16 protein-coding genes and 1 pseudogene are annotated in these 19,865 nt (G+C 57.3%); 13 read left to right on the plus strand and 4 right to left on the minus strand.

What is annotated here, in order from left to right; translation table 11 throughout:
• The first annotated feature begins 43 nt into the window (after positions 1–43).
• On the plus strand, positions 44–1,162 hold the full coding sequence (locus CR159_RS11770; RefSeq protein WP_102074151.1) for a muconate/chloromuconate family cycloisomerase: 1,119 nt from the start codon (positions 44–46) through the stop codon (positions 1,160–1,162).
• Between the two features lie 108 nt (positions 1,163–1,270).
• Here CR159_RS11770 and CR159_RS11775 read toward each other — a convergent pair whose 3' ends face one another.
• Entirely contained in the window at positions 1,271–2,206 is a 936-nt protein-coding gene (locus CR159_RS11775; protein ID WP_102074268.1) for a Bug family tripartite tricarboxylate transporter substrate binding protein, read from the minus strand.
• A 209-nt stretch (positions 2,207–2,415) separates the two neighbouring features.
• Between CR159_RS11775 and CR159_RS11780 the strand changes: the two genes are divergently transcribed.
• The 10 genes from CR159_RS11780 (at position 2,416) to CR159_RS11825 (ending at position 12,903) form a co-directional block, all read left to right on the plus strand.
• Positions 2,416–3,303: a LysR family transcriptional regulator gene (locus CR159_RS11780; RefSeq protein ID WP_102074269.1), complete on the plus strand. Its 888-nt coding sequence runs from the start codon at positions 2,416–2,418 to the stop codon at positions 3,301–3,303.
• Between the two features lie 68 nt (positions 3,304–3,371).
• On the plus strand, positions 3,372–4,160 hold the full coding sequence (locus tag CR159_RS11785) for an alpha/beta fold hydrolase (protein ID WP_102074152.1): 789 nt from the start codon (positions 3,372–3,374) through the stop codon (positions 4,158–4,160).
• Between the two features lie 33 nt (positions 4,161–4,193).
• Positions 4,194–5,612, plus strand: coding sequence for a 3-deoxy-D-arabino-heptulosonate 7-phosphate synthase (locus CR159_RS11790; RefSeq protein ID WP_102074153.1), 1,419 nt, complete (start codon positions 4,194–4,196; stop codon positions 5,610–5,612).
• Positions 5,613–5,726: 114 nt separating this feature from the next.
• Positions 5,727–6,467, plus strand: a complete 741-nt coding sequence (locus tag CR159_RS11795; RefSeq protein ID WP_102074154.1) for a dienelactone hydrolase family protein — start codon at positions 5,727–5,729, stop codon at positions 6,465–6,467.
• Positions 6,468–6,927: 460 nt separating this feature from the next.
• Complete coding sequence (locus tag CR159_RS11800) at positions 6,928–7,692, plus strand: DUF1883 domain-containing protein (protein WP_102074155.1); 765 nt, start codon at positions 6,928–6,930, stop codon at positions 7,690–7,692.
• 225 nt (positions 7,693–7,917) lie between these two features.
• Positions 7,918–8,460, plus strand: coding sequence for a TIR domain-containing protein (locus CR159_RS11805; protein WP_102074156.1), 543 nt, complete (start codon positions 7,918–7,920; stop codon positions 8,458–8,460).
• Positions 8,461–8,466: 6 nt separating this feature from the next.
• On the plus strand, positions 8,467–9,657 hold the full coding sequence (locus tag CR159_RS11810; protein ID WP_102074157.1) for a toll/interleukin-1 receptor domain-containing protein: 1,191 nt from the start codon (positions 8,467–8,469) through the stop codon (positions 9,655–9,657).
• Complete coding sequence (locus tag CR159_RS11815; protein ID WP_102074158.1) at positions 9,654–10,490, plus strand: hypothetical protein; 837 nt, start codon at positions 9,654–9,656, stop codon at positions 10,488–10,490. Before CR159_RS11810 ends, CR159_RS11815 begins: the two co-directional genes overlap by 4 nt.
• A gap of 186 nt (positions 10,491–10,676) precedes the next feature.
• Complete coding sequence (locus CR159_RS11820) at positions 10,677–11,573, plus strand: TIR domain-containing protein (RefSeq protein WP_102074159.1); 897 nt, start codon at positions 10,677–10,679, stop codon at positions 11,571–11,573.
• A 352-nt stretch (positions 11,574–11,925) separates the two neighbouring features.
• Positions 11,926–12,903: an META domain-containing protein gene (locus tag CR159_RS11825; protein ID WP_158238537.1), complete on the plus strand. Its 978-nt coding sequence runs from the start codon at positions 11,926–11,928 to the stop codon at positions 12,901–12,903.
• 11 nt (positions 12,904–12,914) lie between these two features.
• Here CR159_RS11825 and CR159_RS11830 read toward each other — a convergent pair whose 3' ends face one another.
• A complete protein-coding gene (locus CR159_RS11830; RefSeq protein WP_233208284.1) occupies positions 12,915–14,894 on the minus strand; it encodes a metallophosphoesterase family protein in 1,980 nt (659 codons plus the stop codon).
• 351 nt (positions 14,895–15,245) lie between these two features.
• Here CR159_RS11830 and CR159_RS11835 point away from each other — a divergent pair, with 351 nt between their 5' ends.
• Together CR159_RS11835 and betT are read left to right on the plus strand one after the other, a co-directional pair.
• Positions 15,246–16,352: an alpha/beta fold hydrolase gene (locus tag CR159_RS11835; RefSeq protein WP_199173304.1), complete on the plus strand. Its 1,107-nt coding sequence runs from the start codon at positions 15,246–15,248 to the stop codon at positions 16,350–16,352.
• A gap of 149 nt (positions 16,353–16,501) precedes the next feature.
• Positions 16,502–18,712 (plus strand): annotated as a pseudogene (betT, locus tag CR159_RS11840) (choline BCCT transporter BetT); the annotation flags it as partial.
• 115 nt (positions 18,713–18,827) lie between these two features.
• Here the strand turns inward: betT and CR159_RS11845 are convergent.
• On the minus strand, positions 18,828–19,229 hold the full coding sequence (locus CR159_RS11845; RefSeq protein ID WP_102074163.1) for a YkvA family protein: 402 nt from the start codon (positions 19,227–19,229) through the stop codon (positions 18,828–18,830).
• Positions 19,230–19,274: 45 nt separating this feature from the next.
• On the minus strand, positions 19,275–19,757 hold the full coding sequence (locus tag CR159_RS11850; RefSeq protein WP_102074164.1) for a hypothetical protein: 483 nt from the start codon (positions 19,755–19,757) through the stop codon (positions 19,275–19,277).
• Positions 19,758–19,865: the final 108 nt, after the last annotated feature.

The following is a 19,865-nucleotide window of genomic DNA, read 5'->3' on the forward strand; positions in this document are numbered from 1 at the left end:
TATACTCGAGAAGTCCGATTAACTTGTGTAGATCAGAGCCGCGATGCAACCCACCATAGTAGACGTAAGCACCCATATTCTTGACATCCCCACCATCAGGCCGCACAAGATGTCGGTCGCGACGATGCAATGCCAAACAATGGTCCTGGTCCGGATCAAAACGTCGGACGGCATTGAAGGCATCGGCGAGGCCACGACGATAGGCGGACTCAACTATGGGGGCGAAAGCCCGGAAAGCATCAAGACCAACATCGACGCGTATTTTGCCCCGCTCATCGTGGGACAGCCGGCCGACAAGCCGGCCGCGTTGCGGGTGCGCATCGACAAGGCCATCAAGGCCAACCACTTCGCCAAGAGCGCAGTCGAATCCGCGATCTACGACGCGTGTGCCAGGCGGTTGGGTGTTCCGCTCAGTGCCTTGTTTGGTGGCGCGGTGCATGACGAGATCAGCGTGGCCTGGACCCTGGCCAGCGGCGACACCGACAAGGATATCGCCGAAGCGCGGCAGATGCTGGATGCGCGGCGGCACAACATCTTCAAGTTGAAGGTGGGGATGCGCCCTCTGAAAGACGACCTGCGCCACATCGCCGCCATCAAGTCCGCCCTGGGCGACGACATCAGCGTGCGTATTGATGTGAACCAGGGATGGTCTGAAACCCAGGCGCTGCGGATGCTGCGTCCCCTTGCCGATATAGGCGTTGAACTGGTCGAGCAGCCGATCCACGAGAAAAACCTGGCGGGCATGGCGCGTTTGACGGCCCTGGGCATTGTGCCCATCATGGCCGACGAGGCGCTCAAGGGCAGGGAAGACGGCTTTGCGCTGGCAGCCAACCAGTGCGCCGATGTGTTTGCCATCAAGATCGAGCAGGCCGGTGGCCTGCTGCGCGCCCGCGACCTGATCGGCATTGCCCAGGCGGCCGATATTGCGCTTTATGGCGGCACAATGCTCGAAGGATCCATCTCTACCCTGGCGGCGGCGCACTTGTTTGCGACGGTCGATAAGCTGGAGTGGGGAACCGAGATGTTCGGCCCGCTATTGCTCCAGGACGACATCCTGGTCGAGCGCATGGATTACAGTGATTTCACCTTGAAGCTGCCCAAAGGCCCTGGGCTGGGCGTGACGCTGGACGAAGACAAGGTTCGGCATTACACGCGCAAATAGCACTGTCCGGTAAGGCGTGAAAAAGCCGGCCTGTTGGTAAACCAACAGGCCGGCTTTTTATCGATACGCCCATCAACGATGGGCACTCATCCGATACGCGCCTCGCGCTTAGTTGGGCGAAATGCCGGTTTCCTTGATGATCTTGGACCACTTGGCGGTTTCTTCAGCCAGGTAGGTTTTGAGTTCCTCAGGTGTGCTGCCGATTTCCTCTGCGCCTATGCCGGCGAATATCTGCTGCACCTTCTCGGACTTCATGGCTTTCAGCATGGAAGCATTGAGCGTCTTGATGACCTCGGGCGGTGTGCCGGCCGGGGCGAACGTGGCAAACCATGGGGTCAATTCGTAACCCTCGATCCCGCTTTCCGCCACAGTAGGTACATCGGGCAAGGCCGTCGAGCGCTTGGCGGTGGTGATGGCCAGGGCCTTGAGCTTGCCGGCATCGATATGCGGCTTGGCTGACGTGATGCTGTCGAACATGTAGTCGACCTGCCCGCCCAGCAAGTCGGATACGGCCGGGCCGCTGCCTTTGTAAGGCACGTGCAGCATATCCAGCTTGCCCATATAGGTGAACAGGGCGCCCGCCAGGTGGATCGACGTTCCCACTCCGGCCGATGCATACGTATACTTGCCGGGATCCGCCTTGGCCTGCGTGATTACGTCCTGCAGGGAATTGACGTCCTTGCGGGTCGATTGGGTGACCAGGATATTCGGCACGGCGGCCAGCAGCGAGATGGGTTCGAACCCTTCAATGGGATCGTAATGCAGCGTTTTGTAGAGCGAAGGATTTACGGCCATGCCGTTGGCGACGATCATGATCGTATAGCCGTCAGGCTTGGCCTTCGCCACATACGCGGCGCCGATATTACCGCCGGCGCCTGGTTTGTTCTCGACTACGATGCTTTGCCCGAGATCTTTGCTCATTGTCTCGCCCACCACACGCGCAATGGCGTCCATTGCGCCGCCGGGGGGGAAAGGCACGATCCAGTTGATGCTGCGTTCGGGGTAGGTCTGCGCCTGGACTGTTGTGGCACCCAGCGCCAGCATCGACGCGGCGGCTACGGAAAACACCGTCTTGGCGATCCCGGTGCGCGTGCCGCGCTGGACTTGCGAGTAAAAGCGATTCTTTTCCAAAGTCATCTCCTTTCGGTATAGGTACGTCGTCATGGACGACGTGTATGGCTCGATTATCCTTGTTGTGACAAAGGCATGTCTAAGACTATATTTGTCGCCAACAATACTTTTTGGGTATCAACGTGGAACTCCGACAGATACGATACTTTCGCCAAGTGGCGACCGAGCTTAGCTTCACCCGTGCTGCCCGATCGCTGCATATGGCACAGCCGCCCTTGAGCCGCCAGATCAAGCTGCTGGAAGAAGAACTGGGTGTGGACCTCTTCGATCGGGTAGGGCGGGGCATACGGTTGACCGATGCCGGCCGGTACTTCCTGGACCATACCGAAAACCTGACGCAGAAGCTGGAGGAAGTCGTCAAGGCGACGCAGCGTATCGGGCGCAAGGACAAGCGCTGGTTTGGCCTTGGCTTTGTGCCATCCACGCTCTATGGCTTCATGCCCCAGTTCATTGCCAGGCTGCGTGAACTGGATAGCCAGGTCGACATCGGCCTTATCGAAATGATCACCTTGCAGCAATTCGACGCGCTGAAAACAGGGCGTATCGATGTGGGCGTCGGCCGCATCATGCTGCACGATGACGAGGTTGAGCGTCTTGTCCTGCGCGACGAACGTATCGTCGTGGCGTTGCCCGCGCAGCATGCGCTGGCCAATCGCTCGGCCTTGACCCTGGAGGACGTCGTGCCCCAAGCGCTCATTCTTTATCCCGCCCGGCCACGTCCCAGCTACGCCGACCATGTATACGATCTGTTCAGGGTCAAGGGGTATACACCCAATGTAATACAGGAAGTGAACGAGTTGCAGACCGCTATCGGTCTTGTTGCGGCCGGCGTGGGCGCCGCCCTGGTGCCGGAATCCGTGCGTGGCCTGCATCGCGCCGATGTGGCTTATGTCGACCTGGACGAACCGGGCTTTACCTCGCCCGTTATGCTCAGCTGGCGCAAGAATGATGATTCGGTGTTCTTGAAGCAGGTTGTGGCCCTGGCGCGGTCGATGGCATCGGGAAAATAATCGGTTGACCTCATAGGAGTGGCCGGGTAAAAGATCGGATCCTCCCTTTGGACTACGGATACGGTGCAATGAAAAAAGTCGAAGTCTTTGGTGCAACGGTGTCATACCGTGTAGATGGCAATGGCCCAGGGTTGGTCCTCGTGTCCGGTACCGGCGGTAATCTACAGAGCAACTGGGACCATCTGATTGATCAGTTAACGCCGCAACGCAGTGTCGTGCGCGTGGACTACTCCGGCTCGGGCGAGACCCTTGATACTCACGAGAGCTTGTCTGTCCAGATACTCGCCGAGCAGGTCGTCGCCGCGGCCAAGGCTTCGGGAGCGGTGCCTTTCGACTTGGTGGGCTATTCGCTCGGGGCCGGCGTCGCCATATATATTGCAGCGGAGTATCCTGAGCTCGTGCGGTCCTTGGTGCTGTTGGCTGGCTTTGCGTCGGGCCAGGAAACCAGGTTGAAGCTGCAATCTGAACTCTGGCTCGATCTTATTCGCCTTGAACCCCGCGCGTTTGCGCGGCTTATCTTGCTGGCCGGATTCAGTCCCCCATTCTTATCCGGGCTTGATGACCGGCAGGTCGACGAATGGATCGACGCCATCTGCACGGTAAACCGATGGGACGGCATCGCGCGCCAGATCGATCTTGACCGGAGGCTGGATATCAGCGCACAGGTCCAGAAAATAAACCGGCCCACCCTGGTAATTGGCTGCGGACATGACCAGATGGTTCCTGTTGAACATTCGCGGGCACTCGCGGCCACCATTACCGGTTCCCGTTATGCGGAACTGGATAGCGGCCATCTGGCGCCGTTTGAGTGTCCCGATGAATTCGTCAAACTGGTGTTGGACTTTATTGATGCGTAGCAATCGCAACTTGCACAGGTACTGACTGTTGTCATGTCATTGCTGCCATCATCGCCCTTGCTCGACGAAACGCTACGCGTCGTCGCTCGCCGTTACCGCTTGCCGGCGATGGACCTCTCATCTTTTCAAGTTTCAGATGCCGGTGCTGCCGCGATCCTCGCCTTTACAATTGAGCAAGCACGCCGGGCAGTCGTCCGTGGTGCAGCGGCGGACGCTGGACTAAAGCGTCAATTCATCGAAGCGCTCGCGCGCATGATTCGTGAGGCGATGCGCGAAGACTTTGGCGACCCGGGCTTTCAGGCCATGGTACTGCGGCATCGGACGCCATCAGTGCGCGAATACGCGTCGCTGTCCGCGCAGGCTGACCAGGATCGTCGTTCGGTTCACACTGTCGTCAATGCGATTGCCCATCCGGGCAAACAGCATCGTCTAGCGCCGGGACGGCAACGCGAGGAGATGTCTCACCTGCACCGGCTTGCATCCTCTGCATCGTGGTCGGCGCTATCCGATGCCGCAGGGCGTCTACTTGCCATGCCGGAGCTCGGGGACGAGTCGTCCTTGAAGCGCGGCTTAACGCGACTGTTGGAGAGTCCTGCACTGGAACGCCTGCGTCGACTCGACGCTCTGGGAACTGATGAGCACGTGATTCAGTATCAGTCGCTCTGGGGCAGGAACGGTCCCCGTTCGGGAAGCGCTGGAGCGATAGCACAAGGCTCTGCCTCGCAGCAGCGTGGCGCCGCTGTAGAGACATTAGCGACACAAGCTATTGAGGCGCTAGCACGGCGGCTCAACGACAGGGACGGCGCCGAGGCGACATACCGCGTCGTAACCTCGATGCGCGTGCCGGCTTCAATACCCGGCAGTTCTGATCGGGCTAAAAGTGAATGGGACGTGGTCCTGCTCCGGCGTGCGCAGACTGCCGACGCTTCAACAGAATGGGATGTTTGCTTGCTGGTCGAAGCCAAGGCCTCGGTGGATGCCGCAACAACCGACCTTCCAAGATTGCTGCGCGGCTTGCGTCTGCTCGCGCACGCGGAAGAGGGTGTCGTTTATCCGTTCAAGACCAAGCAAGGGATGGTGAACCTGCGCGGCGCCACGTTAAGGTCGTTGTCGACTGATGAGGCCGGTGTGCCGGAAGTCGTTCTTTATTGCTGCGATGCGCCTGTCGAAGTGATACCGCGTATGCTTAGTGCCGCCAGCCGGATGCAGCTTCTGTCCGCCCCGGCCAGTATGGCGTTTGCCAGCGCCCTGGCGCAGAAGGAGCATGTCGATACGCACGACCTCGACCCGGTTTGGCATGATTTATTGGCGTCGCCCCGGTGGGGTGCTGTGCTCAATCAATATCCGACTCTGCAGCGCGTGCGGGAATTGATGGTGCATACTGAGGATCTGTTGTTGACGGTTGATGCAAGGCCCGAGGCTGTTCAAGGTAATCCGTGCGATGGGGGCTAACCTTACGATAGAGACCCTTGCTGCGCATGGATTAATGTCGTCGTGTCGAGAATCGGCCAGGAGCTGTCGCTAACGAGAAAGACTGCGTCCCGATCAAGAACAACAAGGGAAATTATGACCCACGAACAAGTAGCTATCCGAACTAGCGACGGGGAATGCCAGGCGCATATCTTATCGCCTGGTGGCGGGGGGCCTTGGCCAGCGACGATCTTCTACGCGGATGCTGGTGGAATTCGGCCAGCGGTAGTCGAAATGGCGCAGCGCCTTGCAGACGCAGGCTACATAGTGTTATTGCCGGACCTTTTTTATCGTTATGGCCCCTATGGACCGTTGGTGCCAATGGAGGTTTTCAAAGGTGACGTAGGGGCGATACTAGGCCCCCTCATGGCTACGACCGGTAACGTTAAGGCGGCAGAGGACTCCGAGGCGTTCCTCGCCTATCTCGACACACGCACAGATGTCGCTGGCGATAAGGTCGGTGCAGTAGGTTTTTGTATGGGTGGGGGTATGGCAATCACCTCGGCAGCCACCCATTCGGATCATTTCGCGGCGGTTGCCAGCTTCCATGGTGGAAATCTCGCTAACGACGCGCCGAGCAGCCCGCACCTCTTAGCGCCAAAGTTGAAAGCCGAGCTTTATGTGGCTGGCGCTGACAACGATGGAAGCTACCCACTGGCAATGGCCGAGCGGCTTGAAGCAGCGTTAAATGAAGCCGGCGTGCACTACTTTGCTGAAATCTATCCCGGCGCCGCGCATGGCTGGATGATGCCGGATTTTCCTGTCTATGATCAGGTGTCGGCCGAGCGTGGCTGGACGTCAATGCTTGCACTGTTCAACCGGAATTTACGGGAATGACGCGATAATTTTGGAGGCCAGTCGCCGGCTTTGAGTATTTGCTTTCGGAGCAAATAGTGGCGGAAATCGGCCAAGAGCGGACATACGACATATCGCCGCATCCTTGAGCTTTGCTGGGTGGGCTGCTTAATTCTGCACTGCTACTGAGCCTATATCAGCTCGTAATTTACGGGGCTCACCGACCTTGCCCCCACTCAGCCAATTTATCAGACGACAAAACAAAACGTCACTGATCATTACAAAATCTGCAATCTGACGTAACATGAGATTCCTTGGTTGCTAACAAGGGCAGTTACGGTAGCGCAAGAAAAGCGGCTGGGCAACATGCTCCCACGCCGAGGCACGATACACCCCCAAGGACGCCCCTCCAACAAGGTTGCACGTCTGCCTCCGTCAATCGCTTATCCGCGCTCTTGCTTTCGTGCTGCCCATCCAAATACTCAACGAGGAGACGTGAGAAATGCAATTCATCCACAACGACCTTGGTCACCTCCAGGGTGGCGAAATTGTCGAAGTCACATTAACGAATGGCGCCAACGTGCGACTTCTGGATAGTTCCAACTTCTCAAGCTACAAGTCTGGTCGGCAGCACAGATTCATTGGTGGACTAGCCAAACGATCACCGCTGCGGTTGCAAATTCCAAGGGCGGGTCGCTGGCATGTGGCAATTGACATGCAAGGCCTACGAGGAAGCACTCGGGCATCGGTCCGAGTGCTTCCCGGCCCGCTACCGGAGTTACGAGAAGCGCCACTATCGTCATTACCATCACTGGTCCGCGATACGCCACCATCGATAGAAAGTGGCGGGGAGTCTCACGATGTTTTCATCTCACATGCCTCTGAAGACAAAGATGATATCGTGAGGCCGCTCGCAAATGCCTTGACTGCAGAGGGGCTGAAAGTCTGGTATGACGAATTCACGCTGCGTATAGGGGATAGCCTGAGGCAAAAAATTGACAGAGGGCTTGCAACGAGCAAGGTAGGGCTTGTTGTTCTGTCACCCTCTTTCATTTCCAAAGGCTGGACGAACTACGAATTGGATGGCATCGTCACTCGCACCGTATCGGGCGAGCAAATATTGCTACCCATCTGGCACAACATCACCAAACAGCAGGTGATTGACTACAGCCCATCTCTCGCCGACAAGGTCGCTCGGAGTACTGCAACATACACCATCGACGAAATTGCGGGCGAAATTAGCGAGCTTATCGAGAGCCGGAGATGAACGTGGCTAAGCGCTGCAGGATCAGTCAAATGCTGCCGTCCATTACGGCTTTCGCAAAGCATTGGTGTAAAAGACCGCTTCGTAGCAGTCATTCGTTGATTACGTGTTACTGGGGCGGATTCACCTAATCATCCAAGACGTGACCTATCATGCTGGACAAACTGAGCACGGGCCAATAACGTGCGGAATAGCACTTCAATCGACGGTAATTTCGAAGGAAAGCTGATGAATTATGGGATTTTCGGTGGCGTTTCCCGCCCCCAGGCACTGGTGAAACACAAAATATTCGTGAGCTATCACCATCAGGGTGACCAAGCTTACTACGACGCTTTTTCAACAGCATTTCACGATACCTACAACGTGATCTACGACAACTCCCTTGAACGCAGCATCGATAGCGATGACGTCAATTACGTGATGCGCCGTATTCGGGAAAACCACATCATAGGTACCTCTTGTACGATCGTGCTTGTTGGGGCGGAAAGCCCGAAGCGGAAGTACATCGACTGGGAAATCTCGGCGACACTTGAAAAAGGCCACGCGCTCATTGGCGTACGCCTACCCACTGCCCGCTTAACCCCTGACAATCAATATGTCCTTGTCCCTGATCGGCTCCTTGACAATATCAACTCCGGCTTCGCGTCATGGCTTACGTGGGAGCAAATCACAGCTAGCACAACCCGGCTTGGACAGTACATTGCAGAGGCAAAAAACCGAAGTGCTTCAAAAATCAATAACACTCGGGCACGCCGGGTTCGCAACGGATGAGCGCAGATGACTGACTCAACCCGCCCGTTCCTAGTGGTGTACGTCGTATGGCACCCGGCTTTTTCTGACGGCCTTGCAATCGCCGAAATCCTTCGGCAACATTTTCGCCGAAAGCTGTACGAAAATATCGCAGGTGGTACTGGACTCAGCGTCATATACAGATATGTTGTGGTACCGGAATCCACCCAACCTCTGCCAATTGACCTCGCGGACGCGGACACTGCGGCCATTGTAGTCCTCGCGGACAACAACCTCGTCGGCGATACTGCCTGGACGGCCTACGTCCAAGAACTCTGCCATCGCACTGAGGCGGCGGGCTTAGGAACGAGGGTCTTCCCCGTCGAAATTGATACCGGTGTGCTAGCGCGCCTAGGAACTAATGAGCAAGCGTTGCTCTGGGCGCGCTGGGAGGGCGAACTTGCCGAACGTGGTCGTCGATTGACTGCTGCATTGACATATGCATTTTGCCGTTTGTTACGACACTACCTAGAACACCTCGCGCGTCCCGAAGAGGAAGAGGAAGCACTTGAGGCCTACTTAAAGAAGGTGCAAATATTCCTTAGCCATTCAAAACACGACCAGCATGGCGAAGAGATTGCCCGAAACGTTCGAAGCAGGCTCTACAACATGCCAGGGATGGACAGCTTCTTCGATGTCTATGACATTCCAGCCGGTCTTCATTTTCAGAAAGTACTGATCCACAAGGTGCGAGTGAGCGCGATGGTCGCCATCCACACTGATTCTTACTCGTCACGTGAATGGTGTCGCAAAGAGATTATTGAGGCGAAGCGCTGGCACGTACCTCTTGTTGTAGCCAATAGTATTAGCGACATCGACGAGCGCGGCTTTCCCTATATGGGCAACGTTCCGGTGGTCCGGCTGGAACCAGGCGGTGCCAATCGCATAGACTTCGTAATTGCCCGGCTGCTCGACGAGGTTCTGAAAAACTTCCTATGGCGTTGCCGTATTGCGCTTGAGCTATCCGAGGAAGACCTCGATCCCACAGTCATTTTCGTGCCCAGACCCCCAGAGCTCATTTCGCTTGCGAGCCTGCCATCCGAGGCGGATGTACCGCATCCGGTGATTGTTTATCCGGATCCACCACTCAGTGCAGAAGAAGAGCGGCTATTCGCAGAGATATCACCTCGGGTCCAGCTACGTAGCCTGACGGAATGGAAAGCGGGGGCTGTGCGATGAGCTACCAAGAGACTCTAGGACAGAAGACCATAGCGATCTCCATTTCGGAAAGCCCAGACATGTCTGTCTTAGGCCTGGGCGACGAACATTTGCAAGATGCCATGGTCGAAATAGCCCGTCATTTGCTCGCGCTCGGAGCGAGGCTGATCTATGGAGGGGATCTACGACAACATGGATTCAGCGACCTACTATTCGAACTTGTTGCCCGGCATCGCCGAGACGCAAACGAAGGTGATAGCCGTAGCGGAGTGACAAACTATCTCGCTTGGCCGGTCCACATCCAGCAGGCAATGGCTGACCTGGAAACGCAAATCACCGAGATTGAGGATTCAGCGGAGCTCATTTGCCTGCGAATTGACGGTAGCGGGTTACCCATTGAAGAGCGTCGCGGCATTCCGCCTCAAGTACCTACAGAGCAAGATTGGGCAGACGGACTTACGTCTATGCGTATCACCATGATGTCGAACTCTGACGCAAGAATCGTTGTTGGTGGTCGAGTAGAAGGCTACAAGGGGACTATGCCGGGTATTGCCGAAGAGGCGCTTCTTTCTTTGAGGGCAGGTATGCCGACTTTCCTGATCGGTGGTTTTGGAGGGTGTACTCGTGATATCGCCGGAACCTTAGGTCTAATACAGCCTCGACCTACATCCAATCTTGGATGGGCTCATCGTAGTGAATTTGCCGTGTTCACCACTGCGGACCTGAACAACGGTTTGACCGACGAGGAAAATGCAACGCTCGCATGTACCCCGCACGTCGACCAAGCCATAACCCTAATCCTGCGCGGGATGATGCAATTGGTCAAAGCAAAAGGATCAGATATCGCAACCTAGCCAGCAGCTGAGGGAGCGCGTTTCAGCGGTGCCGATCCCCCGTCTCATTGCTAGGACGAAAACAGCGCAAAAAATTAGCTTGCTTCCAGATGATGCGTGGCGACAACTTACACACGGTTATTTTTTCCATTTTTCAGTTTCTCCCGTCACTTTGCTGCGGACAGAGGCACCACATTGAGGTCAGGGATGTCAATTTCCTCGCTTACAACCACTATCAACCGCTTACAACGGCAGCTGGCGGACATTTCCCGGGGCATTAGTCAGGAGGTAAAAAAAGAAGCCGACCTGATCGGTCGTATTGGCCAGGTCCGGCGTTCAATAACAAAGAACACGTCACCAAGTACCTTGAATAGCAAGCTCAGTGAAATTGAGCGCAAACAAAAAGATGTGGCTTCGGTTGCGAGCAAAAAAGCAACACTTGCAAAAAAGGAGGCTGACAAGAACAGCCAGCTATTGAAAGCGAAGCTGGATCTAGCAAAGGAGGAAGAGCGTGAACGCAAACGCATTTCAACAGCAAGGGAACGCGAAATCCGAAAGGAGAACGACCTTGTTCGACAAGGGCAAGCAGCTCAATTGCTTTTGCAACGTCAGCTCAATGCAGAGCACGCTGTGAGCAGCAAGCTTACTGAGGACCTTTCCTCAGTAGCCTCTCTAGATGATGAACCAGAGATTCAGTACGACCTGTTTATTTCTCACGCTTCTGACGATAAAGACGACTTGGTCGAGCCGCTTGTAAAAGCCCTACAAGCACTGGACGTGAAGGTTTGGTACGACAAATTCACTCTCAGAGTCGGAGACAGCCTGCGCAAGAAGATCGACCAGGGGCTATCGAACTCTCGTTTTGGCACCTTGGTCTTGTCGTCAGCGTTCTTCGCTAAGCAGTGGCCTCAGTATGAATTGGACGGGATGACCGCTCTGGAAATGAATGGCAGGAAGATGATCCTCCCTATTTGGCACAAAACGTCCAAAAGCGAAGTTATCAAATTCAGCCCCACCCTGGCCGACAAGGTTGCGCTCAATTCGTCGCTTATGACGATCGAGGAAATTGCTACGGAGCTAGCGGAAGTAGTGCTGGAACGGTAAGCTCAATGAGCGGATCGATTACGCGACCGCCGTGACCCTACTGTGCAATCGTTAAGCGCACCGGGCAATAGTTCTCAGCAGCCACAGTGCCATCCGGTGTGACCGGACAGTCGGATAAAGCAGGTTCTGGGCGATTTCTGCTTGACGCCATAGTCCGCTTTGGGTCGCAAGCGGCCCTCAACTCATTTTCTTGCCTTCACCGTCCCGACCTCCTGACAGACCTGCTTGCTATGATTGACCTATTCGAACATGGAACCTCAATCGCAACATCGTCGACGGCTCGCCTCCAACCACGCCAATCATTGAACGGATCGATCCACGGAAAATGCCAATATCCAGCCCAACAATGAAGATGTTGCTTGCTTTAGCCCTCCCTATCGCCCTGATCTCGGCGCCTGCAGTCGCCGCAGACAACAATGGTGCAACCTCGCAACTTCGCATTACCGAAGTTACTGAAACCAGTCATCCCTTCGAGGCCCTGTATTGCGCTCGCCAGCCTCTCCAGGTGCGCTTTATTGGCAAGCTGGCAGAAATTGTCGTCAATAATGAAACGCGCACGCTGATGCAAGCCATGTCGGCGTCCGGCGCGCGCTATGTCGCTCCCGGAGACGACACCACAGTGTTTTGGAGCAAGGGCTCGTTCGCTACCGTCACCTGGTCAGGCCAGGAGCTACCATTATGCGCTCCGTCAGGCGCCATTATTCCGCCTTATCGAGCTTCGGGTAATGAACCGTTCTGGGCCGTGGCGTACGACGGTTGGCGTGCAACGCTTAAGCGCCCCGAAGAGCCCGACTTGGTGCGCGACGCGGAAATTGCCGCAACGTCTGTGCAAGGGCAAACGCTGGTAGCGGGTGAAGGAACAGACGCCTGGCGGCTCGAAGCAAGCGATGGGCTGTGTGTCGACAGCATGAGCGGTATGCCATATCCGCAGCAAACAACGCTGCATTATCAATCGAAGACTCTGCGCGGTTGCGGCGGCGATCCCGAGCGCCTTCTGCAGGGTGTGACTTGGCGCGTCACACATATCGGCCAGCAAGTGATCAACGACGCCACATTGGCGCATATTCGCTTTCTTGCAAACAATAAAATTGCGGGCAGCAGCGGATGTAACCTCTTTTTTGGTCAGTACACCCTGACCGGAGAAGTATTACGCCTTAAGGACATGGGCAGCACCCGCAGGGCGTGTCCTCCCGAACTGATGGCGCAAGAGTCTGGTTTCTTGAAAATGCTGGCGTCCGTCAGCAGGTTCTCGTTTGAGGACTCAGACGCACAGCAGCTGCTTTTGCATTCGGACGGCGCCGATATTCGGGTAGAAGCACAAGCGATGTGAGCCTGGCGTCGCTAGGCGCTGGCGCTTGGTTGCTCGGTAGTCGCCGTTGCGGAGGCGGGCTGGTTGGGCTCAAGGAAGTGAGTGGAAGGGCGGCCATCGGCATTGTGCTGCACGATGCGGGCGGGCCGGCCTTGCGTGTCAAGCCACACTTGGCCGATTCCCGCACTGTTCCATAAGCGTTCGCCACGATGGCGTTGGTCAGGCAGGCGCGGAAGAATTTTGAGGTCCCGGCGCTGGGTAAACCAGTTCAGCGGTGAGCGCGGTGCGTAAAGCCAACGGTTGAGGCGATCCAGCCAGTCGAGCAGCCTTCGCGGAAATTCGTTCTTGATGCCGCTGCTTGTGATCTGCCAGATATGCGGCGTGCGGTCCCGGTCGCGAACCTGCACATCGTAGGCGAAGGAGTAGTGCACGTCGCCCGACAAAATAACGTAATTGCCCGGAGTGCGGGAATGGCGAAATATGTTGAGCATGACACTGGCTGCGCCGCGATGTGCCATCCAATTTTCGGCATCGACGGTCAGTGCCTGACCCCCGAAGGCGAATACCCGTTGTACGACCTCGATCAGCTTGACGCCAAACATGGGCGTTGGCGAAACAATTACGGCCGCCGTTTCATCAAGCAATTCATGCTGCAGATCGGTCAGCGACTCCCAGTCCATGAGTCCCGAGGGGCGGCTGGGCAATCGTCGGCTGCGCCAGCGACGCGTGCGTGTATCGAGCACGATGACAGTCGGTTGCGTGCGCAACACGTAGTCCCACTGGCCAAACGATAGCAGCCGACCGATCAGCGCGTCCTGCGCGGCGGCGTCGAGCCGGTCAACGGCGTCTGGCGCGGCTGTCAGTGCGTCCATGTCGTCAAGCAGCGCGCCAAAGACATCGGGACGGTTTCCCCAGCCTTGGCACAGCATGTAGGCCATCAGGGCATTGCCCACGATGCGCCGCGAAAATGGATGCTCATAGGCGGTGGTTTCCCACTTGGCCGAAAGATTCCAGTCGTCGGTGATGTCGTGATCGTCAAAGATCATCAGGGTTTGAACGTGGGCGAGCAGGCGTGCGGCGTTCGGCAGATCGCTACGGAAGCCTTGCAGGGCTTTGGCTTCGTTGCGCCAGCGGCGCGCATGCTCGGCGTCCAGTACGGGAATCGGTGGCTGGGGCACCAGTTGCCATGGCACCGGTGACCAGACCAGCAGATACATAGCCATCACCTCGGCCAGCGTGACAAGGTGGTTGTGCGCATTGGCCGTGGTGAAGATCGGCTTCTCCACGCCGCCGAAGAAACGCTCGCGCAGCGCCTCGTTGGACTTGAATGCGGGCAACAGGTCTTCGCGGCGGTAATAGCTCGCAGGGTGGGCGTAAAGCGCTACGCTGTCCGCGACGACAGCGCCTTCAAGGCACTCGCCATATAGGCCAAGACGACGGATCAGTGCATGGATTGCAGCCAGCATGGGACCGGCCACGTCATCGGCATAGACCTGGTCGCCACACATCATGAGCATGGCAGGCCGCGCGTCGGCCCGGTCGATACGTTCGGCCAACAAATCGTCGGCGCGTGCGAGCCCGTCGCGCGAGGGATGATGCGGCTTGCGGCACGAGCCAAAAAGTATGTCGTCGGCGCGGCTGCGCAGCACCAGGCTGGGCCGCGTCGCGCCATCATGCAGCAGGTGCGGCGCCCATTGGGCGATGTTGGCGTCGACGCCGCCGTCCAGCGCGGCGATCAGGTCGTAATGAATCACCGTATCCTGCGGCAGCGGCTCGGGCAGGCTCACGTCGATTAAGTGCAAATAGGCATGGCGGCCGATAGGAAGGACCCGGCAGCATGTGGCGTCAAGGGCCAATTGCCTGGCTGGCTCACCGGTGGGCTCGAGCTGCAGCGTCAGGCGCAGCGGTGCGCTGCCGACGAGCCACAGCACGAGGCGGCCTGGCTCAAGGCGTCGCAAGATGGGGCCGGCAAGTACCGGCGGCAGGGAACTGGAAGTCGGAGTTTGAATCAATCGGAGTATGGCAATCTATTGCGAGAAAGACTGAGCTAGTGTAAACGGATGCCCCGGGGCGTATAAAGGCGCACGGCCGAGTACATCCGTGCGTATCGACATGGAATATGCTTCGGCGTCGATGACCATTATCAATGGACCCCATTCACGGCATTAAGTTTCAGGACGGCATGTCGTCGCACTGCAATGGTGTCGCACCGCACGCAGGTGAGGCGCAGGGTATTAGTATTGTTGCTAGCTACCTTTGGTAGATTTCGGGCATGATGCTAGAAAATCCGGCACTGTTATTGCATCCCATTTCGCTACAGACGATCCGCCATTCAACTCCTCGTGAAATGCAAAGGTGATTTGATGATCGATATATCCCGTAGAAGATTACTTTTGGGGTTCGGTGCAGCCGCTGCGACTTCGATGATGCCAGTGTTTGCCCAGCAGGCAACAATGCCACCCGTACGTATGGTCAAGACCAACGGCATCAACCTGGCGGTTTATGAGGCAGGGTCCGGTCCGGCCGTGGTCCTGCTGCACGGATTTCCTGGATTGGCGTTTTCCTGGCGCCATCAGATTCCGGCACTTGCCGCCGCCGGTTATCGCGTCATCGTGCCCGACCTGCGCGGCTACGGGCTCAGCGATACACCGAAGGACGTTGAGTCTTATGATATTGCTCACCTGACGGGAGACATTGTGGGTCTGCTGGACGCACTTGATGTCAAGAAAGCAGTCTTCGTCGGGCATGACTGGGGAGGATTGCTGGCTTGGCAGATGCCGCTATTTCATGAAGTGCGGGTTGCAGGGGTGATCAGCGCCAATACGCCTTTCATTCCGCACTGGATGCTGTGGCTGCACCCGGATCTTGTTAATCCTGCGTTGCCCGAAGGCAAGACTTTCGTCGCGGACCCCAATGTCGATCCAATCGTGCAGATGCGGGAAATTTACAGCTCGGAAATGTACGTACTGAAGTTTCTGAATGGCAAAACGGCCGACACCGTGATGAATCGCGATCCGCGTGGCACCGTGCGCGGTTCAATGCGTAAAGATCTCATCACGTCTGCGGAGTGGGGCAAGCTGCCACCAGCAGTCGCGCACATGGAATATTACGGACAACCCCTGCCTGCCAAGTTGCCAGGGCGAGATGTCTTGAATGCCGGGGAGCTGGAATTCTACGTCGAGCACTTCGAGCGCACTGGTTTTACACCTGCCATCAACTGGTATCGCAACCTGTCGCGCAACTGGAAGGCAGGGCTCGATGTCGATCAGACCATTCGCGTCCCGTCCATGATGATTTCGGCGGCTCATGACGTGGTACTCAGGCCAAGCATGACAAATGGCATGGACGCCTACGTAAACGATCTGGAGAAGCATGTTATTGCCGACTGCTGGCATTGGACCCCGGAGGAAAAACCACAGGAATTCACCCAACTGGTCACCTCATGGCTGGAACGACGCTTCCCATCGTAAAGCTAGCCGATTGACGGTTGTGGCGTAATTTCGCCAAAGCCGCCGGTTTTGCAACATCAGGATTTACAGCTGACGTTCAAGAGGTGTGCGCTAAGCCTGCTGGGCTCATAATGCATATTCATAAGTAACTCGCACAGAGGGGTAAACCCATGCCGATCGAGCCATCCGACGAAGAAAGCTCCAACGCCTCGCAACCCAAGGCGCAAGCGCCGGATGCCGGGACCGGGACGCCACATCCGCCGCTGGTGCGCGACCGATTCGGTGGCACGCAACGCCGGCATGAGCGGCAAATCGACGACGATGCGCCGGTGTCGCGCAGTGATCTCAGCAAGGGTCCCCAAGAGCTGCTTGAGCACCGCACGGCCCATATCAACTGGGGCGTTTTGCTGATTTCGTCGATAGTGATCCTGGCCTTTTCGATCTGGGCCATCCGCGTGCCCAACGAGGCCCGCACGACGATGAAGATGGCCGTCGATTGGATCGCGTCAAGCCTCGGATGGTACTACGTGCTCACGATGACTCTTGTGACAGGGTTCGTGCTCTGGGTCGCGTTTTCCAAGGAAGGCGACGTGCGGCTCGGGCCCGACCATTCCCGACCGCAGTACAAGCTTGGGACCTGGGTCGCAATGCTGTTCGCCGCAGGTGTCGGAATCGACATGCTGTTCTACTCGGTGACAGGTCCAGTCGCGCAGTATCTGTATCCGCCTTCCGGTGAGGGCGGTACATCGGCCGCGATGCGGGACGCGGTTGTCTGGACGATGTTTCACTATGGCATCGCGGGCTGGTCGGTGTATGCACTGCTTGGCATGGCCATGGGGTATTTCGCTTATCGATGGGGTATGCCCCTGTCGATTCGGGCCGCCCTGTACCCGCTGCTCGGCAAGCGCGTGCGAGGCCCCTTGGGCGACGGTATCAGCATCATCGCCCTGGTCGGTACCGTATTCGGCGTCGCCACTTCGATGGGCATCGGCGTCGTACTGCTGAGCGTCGGTTTCTCGCTACTTTTTGGCCTGGAACAGGGTCTGACGCTGCAGATCGCGCTGGTCATCGGCGCGGTGGTCCTGACCATCGCGGCCACCACGTCGGGCGTGGACCGCGGCATCCGCTGGATCTCCGAACTCAATCTCTGGAGCGCCGTGGCAATGATGATCTACATCCTCGTTACCGGACAGACGGCATTTCTCTTGAATGCTCTAGCCGAGAACATCGGCCGGTTCATTGTTACGCTTCCTGAACGCACAATGCAGACCTTTGCCTATGAGCCCGGCGGCGCCGAGTGGATGGGCGGATGGACGCTGTTCTTCTGGGCGTTCTGGCTTGCGTGGGGACCTTTCGTCGGGGTGTTTCTTGCACGCATCTCGAGGGGGCGAACGCTGCGCGAGTTTGTGATTGCGGCGATCACCGCACCGGTGCTGTGCGACTTCATCATCGTCTCGCTGTTCGGCAATTCGGCCTTGTATCACGTGCTCCAGGGCAACACGATGTTCGCCGAGCTGGCGATCCAGAGCCCGGAACGCGGTTGGTATGCGCTGCTGGAGATGTTTCCGGGCGCCATGTTTCTTATCGCGCTGGCGACCTTGTCAGGCTTGCTTTTTTATCTCACGAGCGCTAACTCAGGTGCGATGGTCATGTCCAATTTCTCGGCCTCGATTCCGGATCCCTCGCACGACGGGCCGAAGTGGCTGCGCATCTTCTGGGCCATGCTTACCGCGGTACTCACCGTGGCGATGCTGTTCGCAGGCGGCGTAACGACGATGGAGTACGCGACGCTTATCTTCGCATTGCCGGTAACTATCATCGCCTACCTGACAATGGCGTCCTTCTACAAGGTACTGCGGATGGAGCGGGCCGAGCGCGAGGGGCAGGTGTTGCGAAAGCCGTCCATGGCCGCGACCGGCGGCCATGTGCCCGAGCGGTCCTGGAAGCAGCGGCTTGAACAGCTACGTGCGTTCCCGACGCTGCGGCAGGCCACCCAGTTTCTCGAGCGCACGGTGCGTCCGGCGCTCGACGACGTCGCCGCCGAGTTCCGGAACCAGGGCTACAAAGTCGAGCGCAGCGCCATGCTGAACGCGAACGGTATCGAAGAGCCTCTGTTGCAGGTGTTGATGGATACGTTCCGCGCCTTTCACTACCAGGTCGCCATCGTCGAGGCGCCGGTGCCGATGTACGGTGGGCGGATGACGCGTGAGACTGACGTCTATTACCGGCTCGAGGTGTTCACGCAGACCGGTTCAGGCGGCTATGACTTGATGGGCCTCACCAAGCAGCAAGTGATTGATGATGTGCTGGAGCGATATGAGGCTCATCTTGCGTTCCTGACCTTCTCCACGGAAACCGCCACGGCGTCAGTGCTCACACCGTCGGTGTTGCCCAAAGACCAACAGTCTGCCGTGCCTAAAGACGCGGGAGATATCCAGAATCTGGGTGAAACGAAGAAGTGACGCTGCGGGCGAATCGGGGGGCATCTATATAGCGCTACAGGCCGCGAAACGGCTCTATCGCGTAGTGCCACACAGCCCAGGCGACGGCCGCCCATACCACAACGACGAAAACGACGCCCCACTGGCTGCGTGGTTTGCGTCCCTCGCGTTCCATCCATTCGGCTGCCTTGAGCCGGCACTCTGCTAGCACTTGTTCTGGAACGAGTTGGATGGCCGGCCAGATCAGCATTGGCAGTAGGATGACGTCGTCCAGATAACCCAAGACGGGGATGAAGTCTGGAATCAGGTCGATGGGGCTGAGGGCATACGCCACGACGATTACGCACAACGCCTTGGCGAGCAGAGGAGTATTTGGATGCCGGTAGGCAAACCACAGCGTTACGCCGTCGCGCTTGAGGCGGTGCGCCCAGGCGCGAAGCGTTTCAAGAAGGGTCATGGGGTTTGTTTGATATCGGCTGGCGCGTGGTGGAGATTATCGGCGTCAGCCTCGCGCGGGATGCCCGCCACGCTTCTTGAAAAATACGTCCACCTTATGGTGCCTGGCCTGAAGTTTTTCTTTCGACAGTGAAGGGGCGGCCAGGAAACGCTCGATCCATTGCCTATCGACCTTGTCTAGAAGGGTAGGATCCAGGGTCTGCAGGACAAGGTAATACTGATAGGCGCGTAGTGGAACATCGAGCGAGACGGCGCGGCGCGCGAGAAAGTGGGCGCCGTCCGCCGCTGGAGCGTATGTTGGTGACGCATCGGCACGATACCGGTCCAGGGCGCTGCGGCGCAGCTTGGGTTTGTTCAGGCCTTTGAGTAGTCGCCCGCGCCACCGGGTAAAGCGACTGGCATCTTGCGTCCATTGTTGTTGCTGGTACACGGCGCGGATGACGTCGCCGGTGTCCAGTTTGACCTCATACTCGCCTTCATGGACGGGCGACGGTTGCAGGGCTCGCCAGGCTTCCCGTTTGAATTTCAAGGTGCGTTCCCTTATAGCAGCTCGCTGCGATGATAGGATTGATCGAAGGCCATGGTGTATTATTTCTTTATTCCGAGGCAGCCGAGATCCTGATAATGCCGTGTCCCC

The organism is Pollutimonas subterranea (genome assembly GCF_002849655.1).
Classification (GTDB): domain Bacteria; phylum Pseudomonadota; class Gammaproteobacteria; order Burkholderiales; family Burkholderiaceae_B; genus Pollutimonas; species Pollutimonas subterranea.